14 protein-coding genes are annotated in these 16,165 nt (G+C 63.8%); 10 read left to right on the forward strand and 4 right to left on the reverse strand.

The window, feature by feature from the left end:
- The first annotated feature begins 90 nt into the window (after positions 1 to 90).
- Together AC2TC0_RS02640 and ppc are read left to right on the forward strand one after the other, a co-directional pair.
- On the forward strand, positions 91 to 657 hold the full coding sequence (locus tag AC2TC0_RS02640) for an HNH endonuclease (protein ID WP_484715932.1): 567 nt from the start codon (positions 91 to 93) through the stop codon (positions 655 to 657).
- A 73-nt stretch (positions 658 to 730) separates the two neighbouring features.
- Positions 731 to 3,406 (forward strand): phosphoenolpyruvate carboxylase, encoded by a 2,676-nt coding sequence (gene ppc / locus AC2TC0_RS02645; protein WP_484715933.1) that lies wholly within the window; start codon positions 731 to 733, stop codon positions 3,404 to 3,406.
- Here ppc and AC2TC0_RS02650 read toward each other — a convergent pair.
- From AC2TC0_RS02650 to AC2TC0_RS02665, 4 genes are all read right to left on the reverse strand, one after another.
- Entirely contained in the window at positions 3,403 to 3,930 is a 528-nt protein-coding gene (locus AC2TC0_RS02650; RefSeq protein WP_484715934.1) for a hypothetical protein, read from the reverse strand. The two genes, ppc and AC2TC0_RS02650, sit on opposite strands and share 4 nt — an antisense overlap.
- A 53-nt stretch (positions 3,931 to 3,983) precedes the next feature.
- Entirely contained in the window at positions 3,984 to 4,787 is an 804-nt protein-coding gene (locus tag AC2TC0_RS02655) for an SDR family oxidoreductase (RefSeq protein WP_484715935.1), read from the reverse strand.
- A 133-nt stretch (positions 4,788 to 4,920) separates the two neighbouring features.
- A complete protein-coding gene (locus AC2TC0_RS02660; RefSeq protein WP_484715936.1) occupies positions 4,921 to 6,039 on the reverse strand; it encodes an acyl-CoA dehydrogenase family protein in 1,119 nt (372 codons plus the stop codon).
- A 110-nt stretch (positions 6,040 to 6,149) separates the two neighbouring features.
- Complete coding sequence (locus AC2TC0_RS02665; protein ID WP_484715937.1) at positions 6,150 to 7,331, reverse strand: acyl-CoA dehydrogenase family protein; 1,182 nt, start codon at positions 7,329 to 7,331, stop codon at positions 6,150 to 6,152.
- Positions 7,332 to 7,491: 160 nt separating this feature from the next.
- Between AC2TC0_RS02665 and AC2TC0_RS02670 the strand changes: the two genes are divergently transcribed.
- The 8 genes from AC2TC0_RS02670 to AC2TC0_RS02705 all read left to right on the forward strand — a co-directional run bounded on the left by AC2TC0_RS02670 (position 7,492) and on the right by AC2TC0_RS02705 (position 16,161).
- Positions 7,492 to 8,349, forward strand: a complete 858-nt coding sequence (locus tag AC2TC0_RS02670; RefSeq protein ID WP_484715938.1) for an SDR family NAD(P)-dependent oxidoreductase — start codon at positions 7,492 to 7,494, stop codon at positions 8,347 to 8,349.
- An 11-nt stretch (positions 8,350 to 8,360) separates the two neighbouring features.
- Entirely contained in the window at positions 8,361 to 9,752 is a 1,392-nt protein-coding gene (locus AC2TC0_RS02675) for an MFS transporter (protein WP_484715939.1), read from the forward strand.
- 67 nt (positions 9,753 to 9,819) lie between these two features.
- Positions 9,820 to 11,112, forward strand: a complete 1,293-nt coding sequence (locus tag AC2TC0_RS02680; RefSeq protein ID WP_484715940.1) for an acyl-CoA dehydrogenase family protein — start codon at positions 9,820 to 9,822, stop codon at positions 11,110 to 11,112.
- Between the two features lie 118 nt (positions 11,113 to 11,230).
- Positions 11,231 to 12,322 carry a Zn-dependent alcohol dehydrogenase gene (locus AC2TC0_RS02685; RefSeq protein WP_484715941.1) on the forward strand — a complete coding sequence of 364 codons (1,092 nt, stop codon included), beginning with the start codon at positions 11,231 to 11,233 and terminating at the stop codon, positions 12,320 to 12,322.
- Complete coding sequence (locus AC2TC0_RS02690; protein WP_484715942.1) at positions 12,319 to 13,386, forward strand: phosphotransferase family protein; 1,068 nt, start codon at positions 12,319 to 12,321, stop codon at positions 13,384 to 13,386. Before AC2TC0_RS02685 ends, AC2TC0_RS02690 begins: the two co-directional genes overlap by 4 nt.
- Positions 13,383 to 14,159, forward strand: coding sequence for an SDR family NAD(P)-dependent oxidoreductase (locus tag AC2TC0_RS02695; RefSeq protein ID WP_484715943.1), 777 nt, complete (start codon positions 13,383 to 13,385; stop codon positions 14,157 to 14,159). Before AC2TC0_RS02690 ends, AC2TC0_RS02695 begins: the two co-directional genes overlap by 4 nt.
- Positions 14,159 to 14,962, forward strand: a complete 804-nt coding sequence (locus tag AC2TC0_RS02700) for an SDR family NAD(P)-dependent oxidoreductase (RefSeq protein ID WP_484716467.1) — start codon at positions 14,159 to 14,161, stop codon at positions 14,960 to 14,962. The genes AC2TC0_RS02695 and AC2TC0_RS02700 overlap by 1 nt, the downstream gene beginning before the upstream one ends.
- A complete protein-coding gene (locus AC2TC0_RS02705; RefSeq protein WP_484715944.1) occupies positions 14,959 to 16,161 on the forward strand; it encodes a serine hydrolase domain-containing protein in 1,203 nt (400 codons plus the stop codon). The genes AC2TC0_RS02700 and AC2TC0_RS02705 overlap by 4 nt, the downstream gene beginning before the upstream one ends.
- The last annotated feature ends 4 nt before the right edge of the window (positions 16,162 to 16,165 follow it).

The raw sequence follows: 16,165 nt of genomic DNA on the forward strand, positions 1-16,165 counted from the left end.
ATGAATCGCATCGCGTTGTAATGGCTCCGTCATCAGGCCGCGTCACAGGACGCGCAGGATAGATAGACAGGGGGCGAAGCGCGAGCGACCATGTTCCATCCCGAACTGACCCGACATCCCGATGCTTGTCCTGCGCTGGTGCTGAACGCCGACTATACGCCGCTCAGCTATTATCCCTTAAGCCTGTGGCCGTGGCAGACCGCGGTCAAGGCGGTTTTCCTGGATCGTGTCATCATCGTCGAAAGCTATGCCCGCGAAATCCATTCGCCGACGCGGACAATGGCCATCCCCAGCGTGATTGCACTGAAACAATATGTGCGCCCGTCGCAATATCCGGCGTTCACGCGCTTTAACCTGTTCCTGCGCGACCGGTTCCAGTGCCAATATTGCGGGTCGCCCAAGGATCTGACTTTCGACCACGTCGTCCCGCGCCGCTTGGGCGGCAAGACCAGCTGGGAAAATGTGTCGACCGCCTGCGCGCCGTGCAACCTCAAAAAAGGCGGACGTACGCCGCAGCAGGCGCATATGCCGCTCTATCGCCAGCCGTGGCGCCCGACGAGCTGGCAATTGCAGGACAATGGCCGCGCCTTCCCGCCGAACCATCTGCACGAAAGCTGGATGGACTGGCTCTATTGGGATGTCGAACTGGAGGCGTAGGCACGCCTGCGGTTACGTCTGAAACCAACCCCTGCTTGACCCCGCCGATGGTGCGGCGCAACAAGGGCGGCGCATGTCCGACACCCGCGCCCCCATCACGCAAAACCCCGATATCCGCTACCTTGGGCGCATCCTTGGCGATGTCATCCGCGCCTATGGCGGCGAAAAACTCTATCGCCAGACCGAATATATCCGCTCCGCCAGCGTCGACCGGCATCGCGGGGTGGCGGGGGCCGATGCGATTGATCCGGGGCTCGATGCGCTCGGCCTTGATGACACCATCGCCTTTGTGCGCGGTTTCATGCTCTTCTCGATGCTCGCCAATCTGGCAGAGGACCGGCAGGGCGTGGCTGCCGAACCCGGGGCGAGCGTGGCTGAGGCGCTGGCGAAACTTGAAGGTGAGGGCATTGACGCCGCCGCCGTGCAAGCGCTGGTCGAAGCGGCGCTGATCGTCCCCGTCCTTACCGCGCACCCGACCGAGGTGCGGCGCAAATCGATGCTCGACCACAAAAACCGCATCGCGCGGCTGATGCTCGCGCGCGATCGCGGCGATACCCAAAGCGAGGAAGGCGATGATATCGAGGTCGCGATCCGGCGGCAGGTCGCGCTCTTGTGGCAAACGCGCCCGCTGCGCACCGAAAAGCTCGTGGTGGCCGACGAGATTGACAATGCACGCACCTATTTGCGCGATGTCTTCGTCCCCGTACTGCCGCAGCTCTATGCGCGGTGGGAAGCGGCGCTGGGCCACCGTCCCGCACCCTTCCTGCGCGTCGGCAGCTGGATCGGCGGCGACCGCGACGGCAATCCTTTCGTCACGGCGGAAACGCTCGATTATGCCGCGCGCTCGGCGGCGGGGGCAATCCTTTCGCACTACCTTGATGCGGTGCACGCGCTGGGCGGTGAATTTTCGGTGTCGGCGGGGCTTGCCCCCGTGTCGGACGCGGTGCTCGCGCTGGCCGAAGCGAGCGGCGACACCAGCGCCAGCCGCAGCGACGAGCCCTATCGCCGTGCGCTCGCGGGTATTTATGCGCGCCTCGCCGCCACGCATGTCGCGCTGACCGGCCAGCCACCGCAGCGCCCCTCGCGGCTGGTGGGGGCGCCCTATCCCGACGCTACCGCCTTGCGCGCCGATTTGGTTGCCATTGCGCACAGTCTGGCGGCGGGGGGTGACGGTATATTGGCGGGGCCCGGCGATCTCGGCCGCCTGATCCGCAGCGCCGAGGTCTTCGGTTTCCATCTCGCAACGCTCGACATGCGCCAGAACAGCGCGGTGCACGAACGCGTGCTGGCCGAACTGCTGCGCGTCGCGGGGGTGCAGGATGATTATGCCGCGCTGGACGAGGACGCGCGCGTCGCATTGCTCACCCACGAGCTCACGAAAGACCGCCCGCTCGGCGCGGCATGGCACCAATATAGCGAGGAAACGGCGGGCGAGCTCGCCATCGTCCACACCGCCGCCAAATTGCGCGCCGAATTGGGGCCAGGGGTGATCCGCCAGTGGATTATCAGCAAGGCCGAAAGCCTGTCCGACCTTTTGGAAGTGCATGTGCTGGCGCGCGAAGCGGGGCTGTGGCGGCGCGATGCCGGCGCGGATGATGCGCTGATGGTCGTGCCCTTGTTCGAAACCATCGCCGACCTCGATACCGCGCCGGGGATCATGGCCGCTTATTTCGCGCTCCCCGCCATCGCTGCGGTGACGCAGGCGCGCGGGCATCAGGAAGTGATGATTGGCTATTCGGATTCGAACAAGGATGGCGGTTATCTGACCTCGACCTGGGGGCTGCATCAGGCGTCCAAGGCGCTGACCCCGGTGTTCGAAGCGGCGGGCGTGCGGATGCAGCTGTTCCACGGGCGCGGCGGCGCGGTGGGGCGCGGCGGCGGCAGCGCCTTTGCCGCGATCCGCGCGCAGCCCGCCGGCACGGTGCAGGGCCGCATCCGGATTACCGAACAGGGCGAGGTGATTGCGGCGAAGTTCGGCACCAAGGACAGCGCGGCGCGCAATTTGGAAGCGATGGTCTCAGCGAGCCTGCTTGCCTGCCTCGAACCACCGGTGTCGTCGGTCGCGGGAAAACGCTTTGCCGCCGCGATGGACGATTTGTCACGCCAAGCCTTCGCCGATTATCGCGGCCTCGTGTACGACACGCCGGGCTTTCGCCAATTTTTCCGCGCGATGACACCGATTGCCGAAATTGCGACGTTAAAAATCGGCTCGCGCCCGCCGAGCCGCACCAAGAGCGACGCGATCGAGGATTTGCGCGCCATCCCGTGGGTGTTCAGCTGGGCGCAGGCGCGCACGATGCTGCCCGGCTGGTATGGCATGGGCGCGGCGCTGACGGGCTTTGCCGACCAGGGCCTGTTGCGCGCGATGGCGGCTGAATGGCCTTTCTTCGCGTCAGCCTTGGCGAATATGGAAATGGTGCTCGCCAAATCGGACATGGGTATCGCCGCGCGCTATGCCGAGCTGGCCGCGCATGTGGACGGCGGGGAGGCGATATTTGGGCGTATCCGCGATGGTTGGCACCGCGCCCACGACGGGCTGCTCGCCGCGACCGGCCAGACGCATCTGCTGGAAAAATCGCCGTCGCTTGACGCCTCGATCCGGCTGCGCTTGCCCTATATCGAACCGCTCAACCTGCTGCAGATCGAACTGATGAAACGCCACCGCGCGGGCGAAACCGACCCGCGGATCGCCGAGGGCATCCAGCTGACGATCAACGCGATCGCGACCGCGCTGCGGAACAGCGGTTAGCCGCTGATCTTGACCTCGCCCTTCGACCCCGTGCCGTCGGGCGTCAGGGTGAAAGTGAAATCATCGCCATCCTTGGAGGTGCCGGTCAGCGCCGACCCTTTCAGCGTGGTGGCGACGCCCTTGGCGGCAAAGGCCTTGGCATACCAGTCGAGCACCACAGCGGGCGCCGCCGGGGCGCTCAGGCCAAAGCGCACGATGCCTTGTTCACCCTCGGGCTTGCTTGCGTCGGCGCCCAGCTTGAAACTGGTGATTTTGGCGCCGGGGTAAAGTTTGACGCCGTCGATATCGAAATCGCTTTTGATATCCAGATCATCAAGACCCGGAATGTCGGCCTTGATCGATACGCCGTCGGCGTTGATCGACACGCTGCCGCCCTTCTCGTCGGCCTTGACCGAAACATCGTCGCCGTCAGCGCCGCCAATCGCAATGTCGACGTTCGGCTCGTCGCCCTTGCCCGCCGTATTGCTGTCGCCGCAGCCGGCCAAAACCAGGGCGGGGAGGATCAGGATCGAAACGCGCTTCATTGGTTTCCTCCAAGGGGTGAATTATATAAATAATACACCAAATGGATCTGCAATCAAGGCTCCAAACCGGTCTTCAAATCGGCATGAACCAGCCCGCCATCGACGGTGATGGTATCGCCGATGACATAATCGCCCGATGGTGCGGCGAGGTAAATGGCGGCGGCGGCCATATCCTCGGGGATGCCGATGCGGCGTGCGGGAATGTTTTTTGCCACCGCATCGCCATGATCGCGCGCGGCCTTGTTCATTTCCGACTGGAACGCGCCCGGCGCGATGGCGGTGACGATGATATTGTCGTGGATCAGCCGCGCGGCGAGGCGTTTGGTCAAATAGAGGATCGCCGATTTCGACGCATGATAGCTGTAGGTTTCCCAGGGGTTCAATCGCTGGCCGTCGATCGACCCGATGTTGATGACCTTGGCGGGCTGGCCGTTCGCACCTCCGGCCTTGAGCAGCGGGTAGAGCGCCTGCGTCAGGAAAAAGGGCGATTTGACGTTGAGGTCCATCACCTTGTCCCATCCGGCCTCGGGGAAGCCCTCGAACGGCTCGCCCCACGCTGCGCCGGCGTTGTTGACGAGGATGTCGAGCCGCTCCTCGCGCGCTTCCAGCTCTTTGGCCAGTGCGCGGCACCCTTCGACAGTGGACAGGTCAATCGGCAGGCCGATGACCTTGCCCGGATAGCGGCTGTTGAAGCCGGCGACGGCCGCCTCGACCTGCGCGGTCTTGCGCGCGCTGATGTAGATGCGCTCGCACCCGGCGGCGAGATAGCCTTCGACAATCATCGCGCCAATCCCGCGCGACCCGCCGGTGACGAGCGCGATGCGGCCGGTAAGGCCGAAGAGTTTGTTCAAATCCATAACCAGAACTCCGTTTCCATCCATTTCGTCATTGCGAGCGGAGCGAAGCAATCCAGGGGTGCCACTGCACCGCTCCGGATTGCCGCGTCGCTTCGTTCCTCGCAATGACGCGAATCGCTATTGGCCAGCCTGTTCAATATCCGTTCAGCCGCGCGACGCGGTCGGTGTGGTAATGGGCATCGCCCATATATTCCGCCAGCGCGCGGTCGCGCTTCATATACAGGCCGATGTCATATTCGTCGGTCATGCCGATGCCGCCGTGCATCTGCACGCCCTCGCGCACCGCCAGATTGCACGCGCGCGACGCTTTGGCTTTGGCGACCGAAACCATCAACGTGGCACCGGCATTATCTTCGTCGAGCAGTTGCTGCGCCTTCATCACCGTGGCGCGCGCGACTTCCATTTCGCCATAAAGATGCGCGGCACGGTGCTGCAGCGCCTGAAATTCGCCGATCAATTTGCCGAACTGTTTGCGCTGTTTCAGGTAATCGACCGTCATGTCCATCGCGCCCTGGCCGACGCCGATCAGTTCGGCCGAGGCGCCGGTGCGCGTCGCGGCGAGCAGCGCGTCGAGCACCGCCTGTCCCTGGCCCACTTCGCCGACAACAGCGTCGGCATCGACCATCACCCCGTCGAGCGTCACATGGCTGGCGAGGCTTGAATCGACCAGACGACGTGGATCGGCGGTCACGCCGGCGCTGTCCTTGGGCACCGCGAACAGGGTCACGCCATCGTCGCTTTGCGCTGCGACCAGCATCAGGTCGGCAACATGGCCGTGCAGCACAAAGCTTTTCTTGCCGTCGAGGCGAAAGCCGTTGCCGCTGCGTGTTGCGGTAGTCGCTATGCGCTCGGGCCGATGCTTTGCGCCTTCGTCAATGGCCAGCGCGGCAATCGCCTCGCCCGCCGCAATCGCGGGCAGCCAGCGCGCCGCCTGCGTCCCGCCCGCTTTCGCCAGCGCCGCAACCGCGCCAACGCTGGTCGACAGAAAGGGTGACGGGGTCAGGTTACGGCCGATTTCCTCGAGCACGATGCCGGCTTCGGCATGCCCCATGCCCAACCCGCCATGCGCCTCGGGCACCAAAATCCCCGGCAGGCCCATTTCGGTGAAACTGGCCCACAACGCGCGCGAAAAGCCGGTTTCATCCTTGGTATCGCGCAGTTTGCGCAGGTGCGCCACTGGCGCATTGTCGGCAATGAAGGGCGCAACGCTGTCCTTCAGCATCACCTGATCGTCATTGTGGTAAAGCGGCATGTCTGTCTCCAATTCCCCTCCCGCTTGCGGGAGGGGTTAGGGGTGGGTGCGAGCGGAGCGAGCCGACAGGCCCACCCCCGGCCCCTCCCGCAAGCGGGAGGGGAGAAGAGCTAAGCCCCCGGCAAATCCAAAATACGTTTGGCGATGACGTTCAGCATCACCTCGCTCGTCCCGCCCTCGATTGAATTGGCCTTGGTGCGCAGCCAGCTGCGCGCGCGCGCGCCGCCACTCGTTTCGGCGCTGTCCCATTCGAGCGCGGTCGAGCCACCCCCCGCCATCACCAGCTCGTGGCGGCGCTTGTTGAGCTCGGTACCGACATATTTCATCATATTCGAGCTGGCGGGATGCGCGCGGCCGGTTTTCCACATGTCCATGAAGCGTTCGCCCATCGCGCGATAGGCGAACACCTCGACATCGAAGGCCGCCATTTCGGCGCGCAGGATCGGGTCGTCGAGCTCGCCCTGCGCGTTCAGCCCCAGCGACTTCGCAAAATGCCCGCCGACGCTGACCATGTCGCCGCCCGCGCCGCCACCCGAAATCATCTCGCGTTCGTGGCCCAGCAGATATTTGGCGACGTCCCAGCCCTTGTTGATCTCGCCGACATATTGCGTTTTGGGCACCTTCACATCGTCGAAGAAAGTCTCGCAGAAGGGCGAATTACCCGAAATCAGCAGGATCGGCTTGGTCGTCACACCGGGCGATTCCATGTCGAACAGCATGAAAGTGATCCCCTGATATTTGTTCGCCTTGTCGGTGCGTACGAGGCAGAAAATCCAGTCGGCCTTGTCGGCATAGCTGGTCCAAATTTTGCTGCCGTTGACGACCCAGTGATCGCCCTGATCGTCGCCATAGGTCTGCAAGCTGACAAGGTCGCTGCCCGACCCCGGCTCCGAATAGCCCTGGCACCAGCGAATTTCGCCGCGCGCGATCTGGTTCAGATAATGGACCTTCTGTTCCTCGGTGCCGAACGCCAGCAGCGCGGGGCCAAGCATCCAGATGCCAAAGCTGTCGAGCGGCGAGCGCGCCTTGATGCGCTTCATTTCCTGCCGCAGCACCTTGGTCTCTTCGGGCGTCAGCCCTGCGCCGCCATAGGCGCGCGGCCAATCGGGAACGGTGTAACCCTTGGCGACGCAGGCCTCGAGCCAGGCTTTCTGGGCGTCATTCTTGAACACCCATTTGCGCCCACCCCAGCAGACATCATCCTCGTCCTTCACCGGCAGGCGCATTTCGGGCGGGCAGTTCGCCTCCAGCCAGCTGCGCACTTCGGTGCGGAATGTTTCAAGATCGCTCACGGTCCCGGCTCCTCTCCAATTGACGTTTACGTAAAGCGAATCGGGCTTGCCATGCAAGCACCGCTTTGCGCCGCGTTCGTGCCGTAGCGTCATTCGCGCCGCCGTTGACGGGGCGTGCGCCGCGCCTAAGCTGGCGGCAACGGAGCGGGAGGGAAATGCGATGCGATTCGCCGGAAAAACGGCGGTCATCACCGGTGCTGCCTCGGGCATCGGGCGGGCCACGGTGCTGAAGCTGGCGGGCGAAGGTGCGACTGTCTTTGCCGCCGATATCGACGAGGCCGGCGGGGCCGCCGTCGCCGCCGCGTCAAACGGTGATGTCCGCTTCCAGCGCTGCGATGTCACCCATGTGCCGGATATCAAGGCGCTGATGGACCGCGCGGCAGCCGAGACGGGCGGCATCGATATCGTCTTTAACAACGCAGCGGCGGGCGGCGCGCGCGCCAAAATTGACGAGATTGAGCCCGACGACTGGGACCGCACCATGGACCTGGTGCTGCGTTCGGTGGCGATGGGCATCCGCTATGCCGCGCCGCACATGAAGGGGCGGACCGGTGCGAGCATCGTCAACACCGCCAGCATCGCCGCGCTGGGCGCGGGCTATTCACCCACCGCCTATGCCGTGGCGAAGGCAGGCGTGCTCCACCTCAGCAAGATGGCGGCCAATGATCTGGCGCAATATGGCATCCGCGTGAACGCCATCTGCCCGGGCTTCATCAACACCAACATCTTCACCGAATCGCTCGCTGTGCCCGAAGCGAAGAAGGACGAGGCCAAGGCAATCATTGCCGCTATGTCGGCGCAAGCGCAGCCCGTCGCGCGCGGCGGCCAGCCCGAGGATATCGCCAATATGGTCGCCTTCCTCGCCAGCGACGAAGCCGGGTTCATTACCGGCGCAGAAATGGTGGTCGATGGCGGTATCACCACCGGCCAGCGCCACGCCTGGGACCCCAATATGCCATCGATGTTCGACGCCATCATCGCGATGGAGGAAGCGGCCAAGGCGGAAAGCGCCGCATGAAGGTGGGCGCCATGCCAGCGCCAGCGGGCATGGCGGCGCACCCCCCGGTACCGCTGCACACCCGCATCTTCTATGGCATGGGCGCCATCGCTTATGGCATCAAGGACAACGGCTTTTCGGTCTTCCTGCTGCTGTATTACAACCAGATTATCGGGCTCGACCCGGGGCTGGTCGGATTGATGTTGCTGCTCGCGCTCTTGCTCGACGCGCTGATCGACCCTGCCGTTGGCCATTTGTCGGACCGCACGCGCACGCGCTGGGGTCGCCGCCACCCCTGGCTTTATGCCTCGGCGCTCCCGATTTTCGTCGGCTGGCTGGCGCTGTGGATGCCGCCCGATGCCCCCGATTCGGTTCAGCTGCTGTGGCTGCTTGGCTTTGCGACGCTGGTGCGGATGAGCGTGTCCTTGAACGAGGTGCCCTCGCTCGCGCTCGCGCCCGAAATGACCTATGACTATCATGAGCGCACCTCGATCATTGGGCTGCGCTATTTTTTCGGCTGGTTCGGCGGGCTGGCCATATTGGCGGCGGCTTACGGCATTTTCCAGCTTGCCGACCCCAAGCTCGCCACAGCCGAAGGCTTCCGCAGCTATGCCGTTGCCGGGGCGATCATCATGCTGGCCTCGGTGCTGATTTCAGCCATCGGCACGCACCGTCGCTTTGCGCGTCCGATCGATAGCGCCATGCATCAGCCGTCGCTGCGCGACATAGCGGCATGTCTGCGCTTCAAACCCTTTCTGATTCTGCTGCTCGCGGCCTTTTTTGCATTCGCCAACCAAGGAGTCACCTTCGCGCTGTCCAACTATCTGCTCGCCTATGTTTGGAAATTCGGCTGGCAGGAGCAGGTGATCTACGCCATCTCGCTGTTCTTCGCGGTGCTGCTGGCGCTGGTTGTCGCGCGCCGCGCGGGCGAACGTTATGGCAAACGTAGCGCCGCCGTGCGCTTTGCCATTGCTACCAATATCATCAGCATCGCCCCTTATGTGTTGCTGGTCGCAGGCCTGTTTCCCGAGAGCGGCACGACCGCCTCGCTGTTCGCCTATCTGCCGCTGGTGATGCTGGCGACCACCTGCGGCATAGCGGTGATGATTACCGCCGCCTCTATGATGGCCGATGTCACCACCGCGCACCGCGCCATCAGCGGCAAACAACAGGAAGGCGTGTTTTTTTCGGGCCATTTCTTCATGCAGAAATGCGTGACCGGCATCGGCATCTTCCTGTCGGGCCAGATTTTGGTGCTGGTCGGCTTTCCGGCCAAGGCCGACCCGGCGACTATTGATCCGGCGGTGGTGACGCGGCTTGCGTTGGCCTATGCCGCGATCACCATCGCGCTGGGCTTTGCCACCGCTTGGGCTCTGGCGCGCTATCCGCTTGAGGATCGGGGCCCGGCGGCAGCATTCGCTTAGGGGGGGTTGGCAAGCGGGGGCGAATCGGTCCAAAGGGTTTACGTGAACGTAAAGGGAAGGATGCGGCATGGAATTCGATCTCACCGACCGGCAGGTATATTGGCGCGACCGGGTGCGCGATTTCATCAACCGCAAGGTTCGCCCGGCGGGGCCAATCTATAAAGAGCAGGATCAGGCTGGCGAGCGCTGGAAAGTCATTCAGATCGTCGAGGATCTGAAGGCCGAGGCCAAGGCGGCGGGCATCTGGAACCTTTTCATGCCGCCGCGCAACGGCGGCCATCACCATGTCGATGAGACATACGAGTTTGAAGGCCCGGGCCTGACCAACCTGGAATATGCGCTGTGCGCCGAGGAAATGGGCCGCATCGGCTTTGCATCCGAAGTGTTCAACTGCTCGGCACCCGACACCGGCAATATGGAGGTTTTCCACCGCTACGGCACGCGCGCGCAAAAAGACAAATGGCTGACCCCGCTGATGAACGGCGAAATCCGCTCGGCCTTTCTGATGACCGAACCGGCGGTTGCCTCGTCGGATGCAACCAACATCGAGTGCCGCATCGAACGCGACGGCGATGATTATGTCATCAACGGCCGCAAATGGTGGTCGTCGGGTGTGGGGGATCCGCGCTGCAAGGTTGCCATCGTGATGGGCAAAACTGATTTTGCTGCCAAGCGCCATGCCCAGCAATCGATGGTGCTGGTGCCGATGGACACGCCGGGGGTTAAAATCCTCCGCCATCTCCCCGTCTTTGGTTATGATGACGCGCCGCACGGGCATATGGAGGTCGAGCTTAAGGACGTGCGCGTCAATGCCGAGGAAGCGATGCTGCTCGGCGAAGGGCGTGGGTTCGAAATTGCGCAGGGCCGCCTCGGGCCGGGGCGCATCCACCATTGCATGCGCACCATCGGGGTTGCCGAAGAGGCGCTCGAAAAAATGTGCAAGCGCCTCCAGTCACGCGTCGCCTTTGGCAAGACGATTGCCGAACACAGCATCTGGGAACAGCGCATCGCCCGCGCGCGCATCGACATCGAAATGACGCGCCTGCTCTGCCTCAAGGCGGCGGACATGATGGACAAGGTCGGCAACAAAAGCGCGGCCGCCGAAATTGCGATGATCAAGGTGCAGGCCCCGAACATGGCGTTGCAGATCATTGATGACGCCATTCAGGCACATGGCGGCGGCGGGGTGAGCGATGATTTTGGGCTTGCCAGCGCCTATGCGCACCAGCGCACGCTGCGGCTGGCCGATGGTCCGGATGAGGTTCACGCACGCGCCATCGCGCGCATCGAGCTTGCAAAACATGCGGAGGTCAAGGGCGCGAGCGGATTTTCGTCGGGCGACGTTGGGGTAAGCCGTTAGAATTTAACGCCGTCTGTCCTCAGCCTCTCGAAGGACCGTCCTTTTCACCTGCTAAGGTCAAGAGAAAGAACGGCCCTTCGACAAACTCAGGACAGACGGGTTTGGGAACAATAGCATTATGACCAAAGCCGCCATCCTGATTGCCCCCAACCAGCCGCTCGCCATTGAGACGGTGGTGGTCGCCGACCCCGGCCCGCACGAGGTGCGCATCCGCACCGCCGCGTGCGGGCTGTGCCACAGCGATCTGCATTTCATAGAGGGCGCCTATCCGCACCCGTTGCCTGCCATTCCCGGACACGAGGCGGCTGGAATTGTCGAAGCGGTGGGCAGCGAAGTGCGCACGGTGAAAGTCGGCGATGCGGTTGTCACCTGCCTGTCCGCCTTTTGCGGCCACTGCGAGTTTTGCGTCACCGGGCGCATGTCGCTGTGTCTGGGCGGCGACACGCGGCGGGCCGCGGGCAGTGCGCCGCGCATCACCCGCCCCGACGGCTCGCCGGTGAACCAGATGCTCAACCTCTCGGCCTTTGCTGAAATAATGCTGGTCCACGAACATGCCTGCGTCGCGGTGAACCCCGACATGCCATTGGACCGCGCCGCCGTGTTGGGATGCGCCGTGACGACCGGCGCGGGCGCGGTGTTCAATACGTGCAAAGTCACGCCCGGCGAAACCGTGGCAGTGGTCGGCTGCGGCGGGGTCGGGCTGGCGACGATCAACGCGGCGAAAATCGCCGGGGCGGGGCGCATCATCGCCGCCGATCCGGTGCCCGAAAAGCGCGCGCTCGCCCAGAAACTCGGCGCGACCGACGTCATCGATCCAATGGACGCCGATGCCGCCAAGCAGATTGTCGAGCTGACCAAGGGCGGCGTCGATCACGCTATCGAAGCTGTGGGGCGGCCAGCATCCGCCGAACTTGCGGTCAAATCGCTGCGGCGCGGCGGCACGGCGACCATCCTTGGCATGATGCCGCTCAGCGAAAAGGTTGGCCTTGGTGCCATGGACCTGCTTGGCGGCAAAAAACTTCAGGGCGCGCTGATGGGGGGCAACCGCTTCCCCGTCGATCTGCCGCGCCTTGTTGATTTCTATCTGCGCGGGCTGCTCGATCTCGACAGCATCATTGCCGAACGCATCCCGCTCGAGGCGATCAATGACGGGTTTGAAAAAATGAAACGGGGCGACAGTGCGCGCAGCGTAATCGTGTTCGCGCAATGACCATCGACGCGCAGGCTGCCTTCACCGGCACGGTCGAGCCCGAAGGGGCGGACCGGCTCGACGAAGCGCGGCTGACCGAATGGATGGCGGCCAATGTCGAGGGCTTTGTCGGCCCCATCCACCTCACCAAGTTCAAGGGCGGGCAGTCGAACCCGACCTACAAAATCGAAGCGGCATCGGGAAATTATGTCCTCCGCCGCAAACCCTTCGGCCCGCTGCTGCCCTCGGCGCATGCGGTAGACCGCGAGTTTCGCGTGCAATCGGGGGTCGGCAAACTGGGCTTTCCCGCCGCGCGCCAATATGGCCTGTGCACCGACGACAGCGTCATCGGCAGCTGGTTTTATGTGATGGCCATGGTCGACGGCCGCACCATCTGGGACGGGGCGATGCCGGGAGCCGACCCCGGCGAACGCCGCGCGGTCTATTTCGCGATGATCGATACGCTGGCGCAGCTGCACAGCATCGATATTGAGGCGGCGGGCCTCGCTGATTTTGGCAAGCCCGGCAATTATTTCGGGCGCCAGGTCGACCGCTGGACCAAGCAATACCGGCTGTCCGAAACCGAGCTGATGCCCGAAATGGAGCAGCTCATCACCTTCCTGCCCGCCACGTTGCCCGAACAAACGCGCACCAGCGTGGTCCACGGCGATTACCGCATCGACAATATGATTTTCGCGCACGGGTCGCCCGAAGTGCTGGCCGTGCTCGACTGGGAATTGTCGACCTTGGGCGATCCGCTTGCCGATTTCACCTATGTCGCGATGGCGTGGGTCACCGAAAATGGCGGGCGTTCGGGGGTGATGGATTTGGACCGCGCCGCGCTGGGCATCCCTGAACTCGACGAGGTAGTCGCGCGCTATTGTGCGGCGACGAACCGCGACAGCGTGCCCGACATGAACTGGTATTTCGCCTATAATTTCTTCCGCCTCGCCGGGATTATTCAAGGCATCAAGAAACGCGTCATCGACGGCACCGCCTCGTCGCAGCATGCCAAGGATATGTCGGCGCGGGTACAGCCTTTGGCGGCCACCGCCTGGGCCTTTGCACAGAAAGCGGGCGCATGAATTTGTTCGACATGAAGGGCCAAGTCGCCCTCATCACCGGCTCGTCGCGCGGGATTGGCAAGGCGATTGCCGAAGCGATGGCGGCGCAGGGGGCGAAAGTGGTCATTTCCAGCCGCAAGCAGGACGCCTGCGACGCGGTTGCTGCGGACATCAACGCGCGCCATGGCGACGGCACGGCCATCGCCATCGCCGCCAGCATTTCGGACAAGGCGGCGCTCGAACGGCTGGTCGCCGAAACGCAGGGCCAGTTTGGGCCGGTCACCGCGCTGGTCTGTAACGCTGCGTCCAACCCCTATTACGGCCCGTCGCTCGACATTTCGGACGATGCCTTCCGCAAGATTCTCGACAACAACATTTTGTCGAACCACTGGCTGATCCAGCTGTGCGCCCCCGACATGATCGCGGCGAAATCGGGGTCGGTGACGATCATCAGCTCGATCGGCGGGCTCAAAGGCTCGCCGATATTGGGCGCCTATTGCATTTCGAAGGCCGCCGACATGCAGCTCGCGCGCAACTATGCGCAGGAATTGGGGCGCCACAACATCCGCGTCAATTGCGTCGCGCCGGGCCTGATCCGCACCGACATGGCGCGCGCGCTATGGGAAAATCCGGAAACGCTGAAACGCTCGACGGCGGCGGCGTGTCTGGGGCGTATCGGCGAGCCGCACGAGATCGCCGGGGCGGCGGTGTTTTTGGCCTCACCCGCTGGGGCCTATACCACCGGCCAGACCATCGTCTGCGATGGCGGCGCCACTATTTCAGGAGGGGCATGATGGGTTTGCTGTCGGGCAAGGTAGCCGTGATAACCGGCGCGGGTAGCGGCATCGGCCGCGCCAGTGCGCTGCGGTTCGCCAGCGAGGGCGCGCGGCTGGTGATTGGCGACCGCGCCGAAACCATCCACGAAACCGCGCGGCTGGTGCAGGACGCGGGCGGTGAGGCTGTCGCGCAGCAAATGGACGCAGGGTCCGAACCCGATGTCGCCGCCATGGTCGCGGCGGCGCGCCAAACCTATGGCCGCATCGACATCGCCTTTGCCAATGCCGGCGTATCCGGCGGGCTGCCCGGCGTGTTCGACGAAACCCCTGAGGCTTTTGCCGAGCTCTTGCGCATCAACCTGATCGGCCCCTGGCTGATGGTCAAGCACGCGGGCAAGGCGCTGTGGGACCAAGGCGAAGGTGGTTCGATCATCCTGACCGCCAGCGTCGCGGGCATCCGCTCGGGTGCGGGGGGGCCAGCCTATTCGGCATCGAAAGCGGGCGTCATCAACCTGGCGATGGTGTCGGCGCAGCAGCTTTGCGAAACCGGCGTGCGCGTGAATGCGCTATGCCCGGGACTCACCGAAACCGGCATGACCAAGCCGACCTTCGATTATGCAAAGGCCAAGGATGTGACGCACAAATTGGGCCGCCTCAACCCGCTGCGCCGCGCCGCGCAACCCGAAGAGCTCGCCAATGTCGCGCTGTTCCTCGCCTCGGACCTCGCAAGCTATGTCAATGGGCAGGCGCTTGCGGTCGACGGCGGCCTCTCGTCCTCGCACCCGGTGACGCGCCAGCTGACGGGGCAGACGGCGGTATGAAGCACGGCCTCAATCTCGACCGATTGGCCCGCATTCCTGCTTTCCTCGCGGCCAAATATGTGGACAAGGGGCGCCTGCCGCACGCCGCCACCTTGGTCGCGCGGCATGGCGAAATTGCCCACATCAGCTGTGTGGGGGAGGCGCGCCCCGGCACCGCGCTGAAAGACGATGCCATTTTCCGCATCGCCAGCATGACCAAGCCGGTCACCAGCATCGCCATCATGATGCTGGTCGAGGAAGGGCGCATTGCCTTGTCCGACCCGCTCGTCAAATATTGCCCCGAATTTGCCGATACCGGCGTGTTCGTCGCGGGCGGCGGCGCGATTCCGTTTGTGACGCGGCGGCCGGCGCAGCCCATCCGCATCCTCGATCTGCTGCGCCATACGGCGGGGCTGACCTATGGCTTTCAGGAACGCAGTCCGGTTGATGCCGCCTATCGCATGGCAAAGATTGATGATTTCGACGCCGATTTCACGATGGACGGCTTCATCGCCAAGCTCGCCAGCCTGCCCCTGCTGTTCGATCCCGGCGCGCACTGGAATTATTCGATGGCCACCGACGTGCTCGGCGCGGTGGTCGAACGCGTCGAGGGCACAGCTTTTGCCGAGGTGCTGCAGGACCGCATCTTCGCCCCGCTTGGCATGGTAGATACCGGCTTCAAGGTGCCCGCCGACCAGCAGCACCGGCTGACCGATGCCTATCACTTCCACCCGCAGCACAAGATGGTGCCCTTTGACAGCGGCGACCGCAGCCGCTGGGCCAAGGACCGCAGCTTTCATTCGGGCGGCGGCGGCCTTGTCTCGACGCTGGCCGACTATCACCGCTTCTGCGCGATGCTGCTCGGCCGGGGCAAGCTTGGCGACACCCGCCTTATCAGCCGCAAGACGCTCGATTTGATGACGGCCAACCATCTGATGGGCGGCGGCGACTTGACGCAGCACAGCGTCGGTGCCTTTTCCGAAAGCGACAGCGCGGGTTCGGGTTTCGGCCTGGGCTTTGCCGTCACCATCGATGCCGCCCGCACCGGCGGTCTGGCCTCGAATGGCGATTTTTATTGGGGCGGGATGTTCTCGACCGGCTTTTTCGTCGATCCGGTCGAACAACTGAGCATGGTGTTCATGACCCAGCTGATGCCCTCTTCCACCTATGCCGTGCGGCGCGAGGTCAAGACGATGATCCACGCCGCGATTGATGATTGAAAAC

The sequence above is a fragment of the Sphingopyxis sp. sgz302558 genome, assembly GCF_057220455.1.

What these genes read in the sequence shown, in the direction of transcription:
- AC2TC0_RS02690 (WP_484715942.1), top strand. Translation starts at nt 12,319, where the DNA reads ATGACCATCGACGCGCAGGCTGCCTTCACCGGCACGGTCGAGCCCGAA.
- AC2TC0_RS02670 (WP_484715938.1), top strand. Translation starts at nt 7,492, where the DNA reads ATGCGATTCGCCGGAAAAACGGCGGTCATCACCGGTGCTGCCTCGGGC.
- AC2TC0_RS02640 (WP_484715932.1), top strand. Translation starts at nt 91, where the DNA reads ATGTTCCATCCCGAACTGACCCGACATCCCGATGCTTGTCCTGCGCTG.
- AC2TC0_RS02675 (WP_484715939.1), top strand. Translation starts at nt 8,361, where the DNA reads ATGCCAGCGCCAGCGGGCATGGCGGCGCACCCCCCGGTACCGCTGCAC.
- AC2TC0_RS02680 (WP_484715940.1), top strand. Translation starts at nt 9,820, where the DNA reads ATGGAATTCGATCTCACCGACCGGCAGGTATATTGGCGCGACCGGGTG.
- AC2TC0_RS02655 (WP_484715935.1), bottom strand. Translation starts at nt 4,787, where the DNA reads ATGGATTTGAACAAACTCTTCGGCCTTACCGGCCGCATCGCGCTCGTC.
- AC2TC0_RS02685 (WP_484715941.1), top strand. Translation starts at nt 11,231, where the DNA reads ATGACCAAAGCCGCCATCCTGATTGCCCCCAACCAGCCGCTCGCCATT.
- AC2TC0_RS02650 (WP_484715934.1), bottom strand. Translation starts at nt 3,930, where the DNA reads ATGAAGCGCGTTTCGATCCTGATCCTCCCCGCCCTGGTTTTGGCCGGC.
- AC2TC0_RS02695 (WP_484715943.1), top strand. Translation starts at nt 13,383, where the DNA reads ATGAATTTGTTCGACATGAAGGGCCAAGTCGCCCTCATCACCGGCTCG.
- AC2TC0_RS02700 (WP_484716467.1), top strand. Translation starts at nt 14,159, where the DNA reads ATGGGTTTGCTGTCGGGCAAGGTAGCCGTGATAACCGGCGCGGGTAGC.
- AC2TC0_RS02660 (WP_484715936.1), bottom strand. Translation starts at nt 6,039, where the DNA reads ATGCCGCTTTACCACAATGACGATCAGGTGATGCTGAAGGACAGCGTT.
- ppc (WP_484715933.1), top strand. Translation starts at nt 731, where the DNA reads ATGTCCGACACCCGCGCCCCCATCACGCAAAACCCCGATATCCGCTAC.
- AC2TC0_RS02705 (WP_484715944.1), top strand. Translation starts at nt 14,959, where the DNA reads ATGAAGCACGGCCTCAATCTCGACCGATTGGCCCGCATTCCTGCTTTC.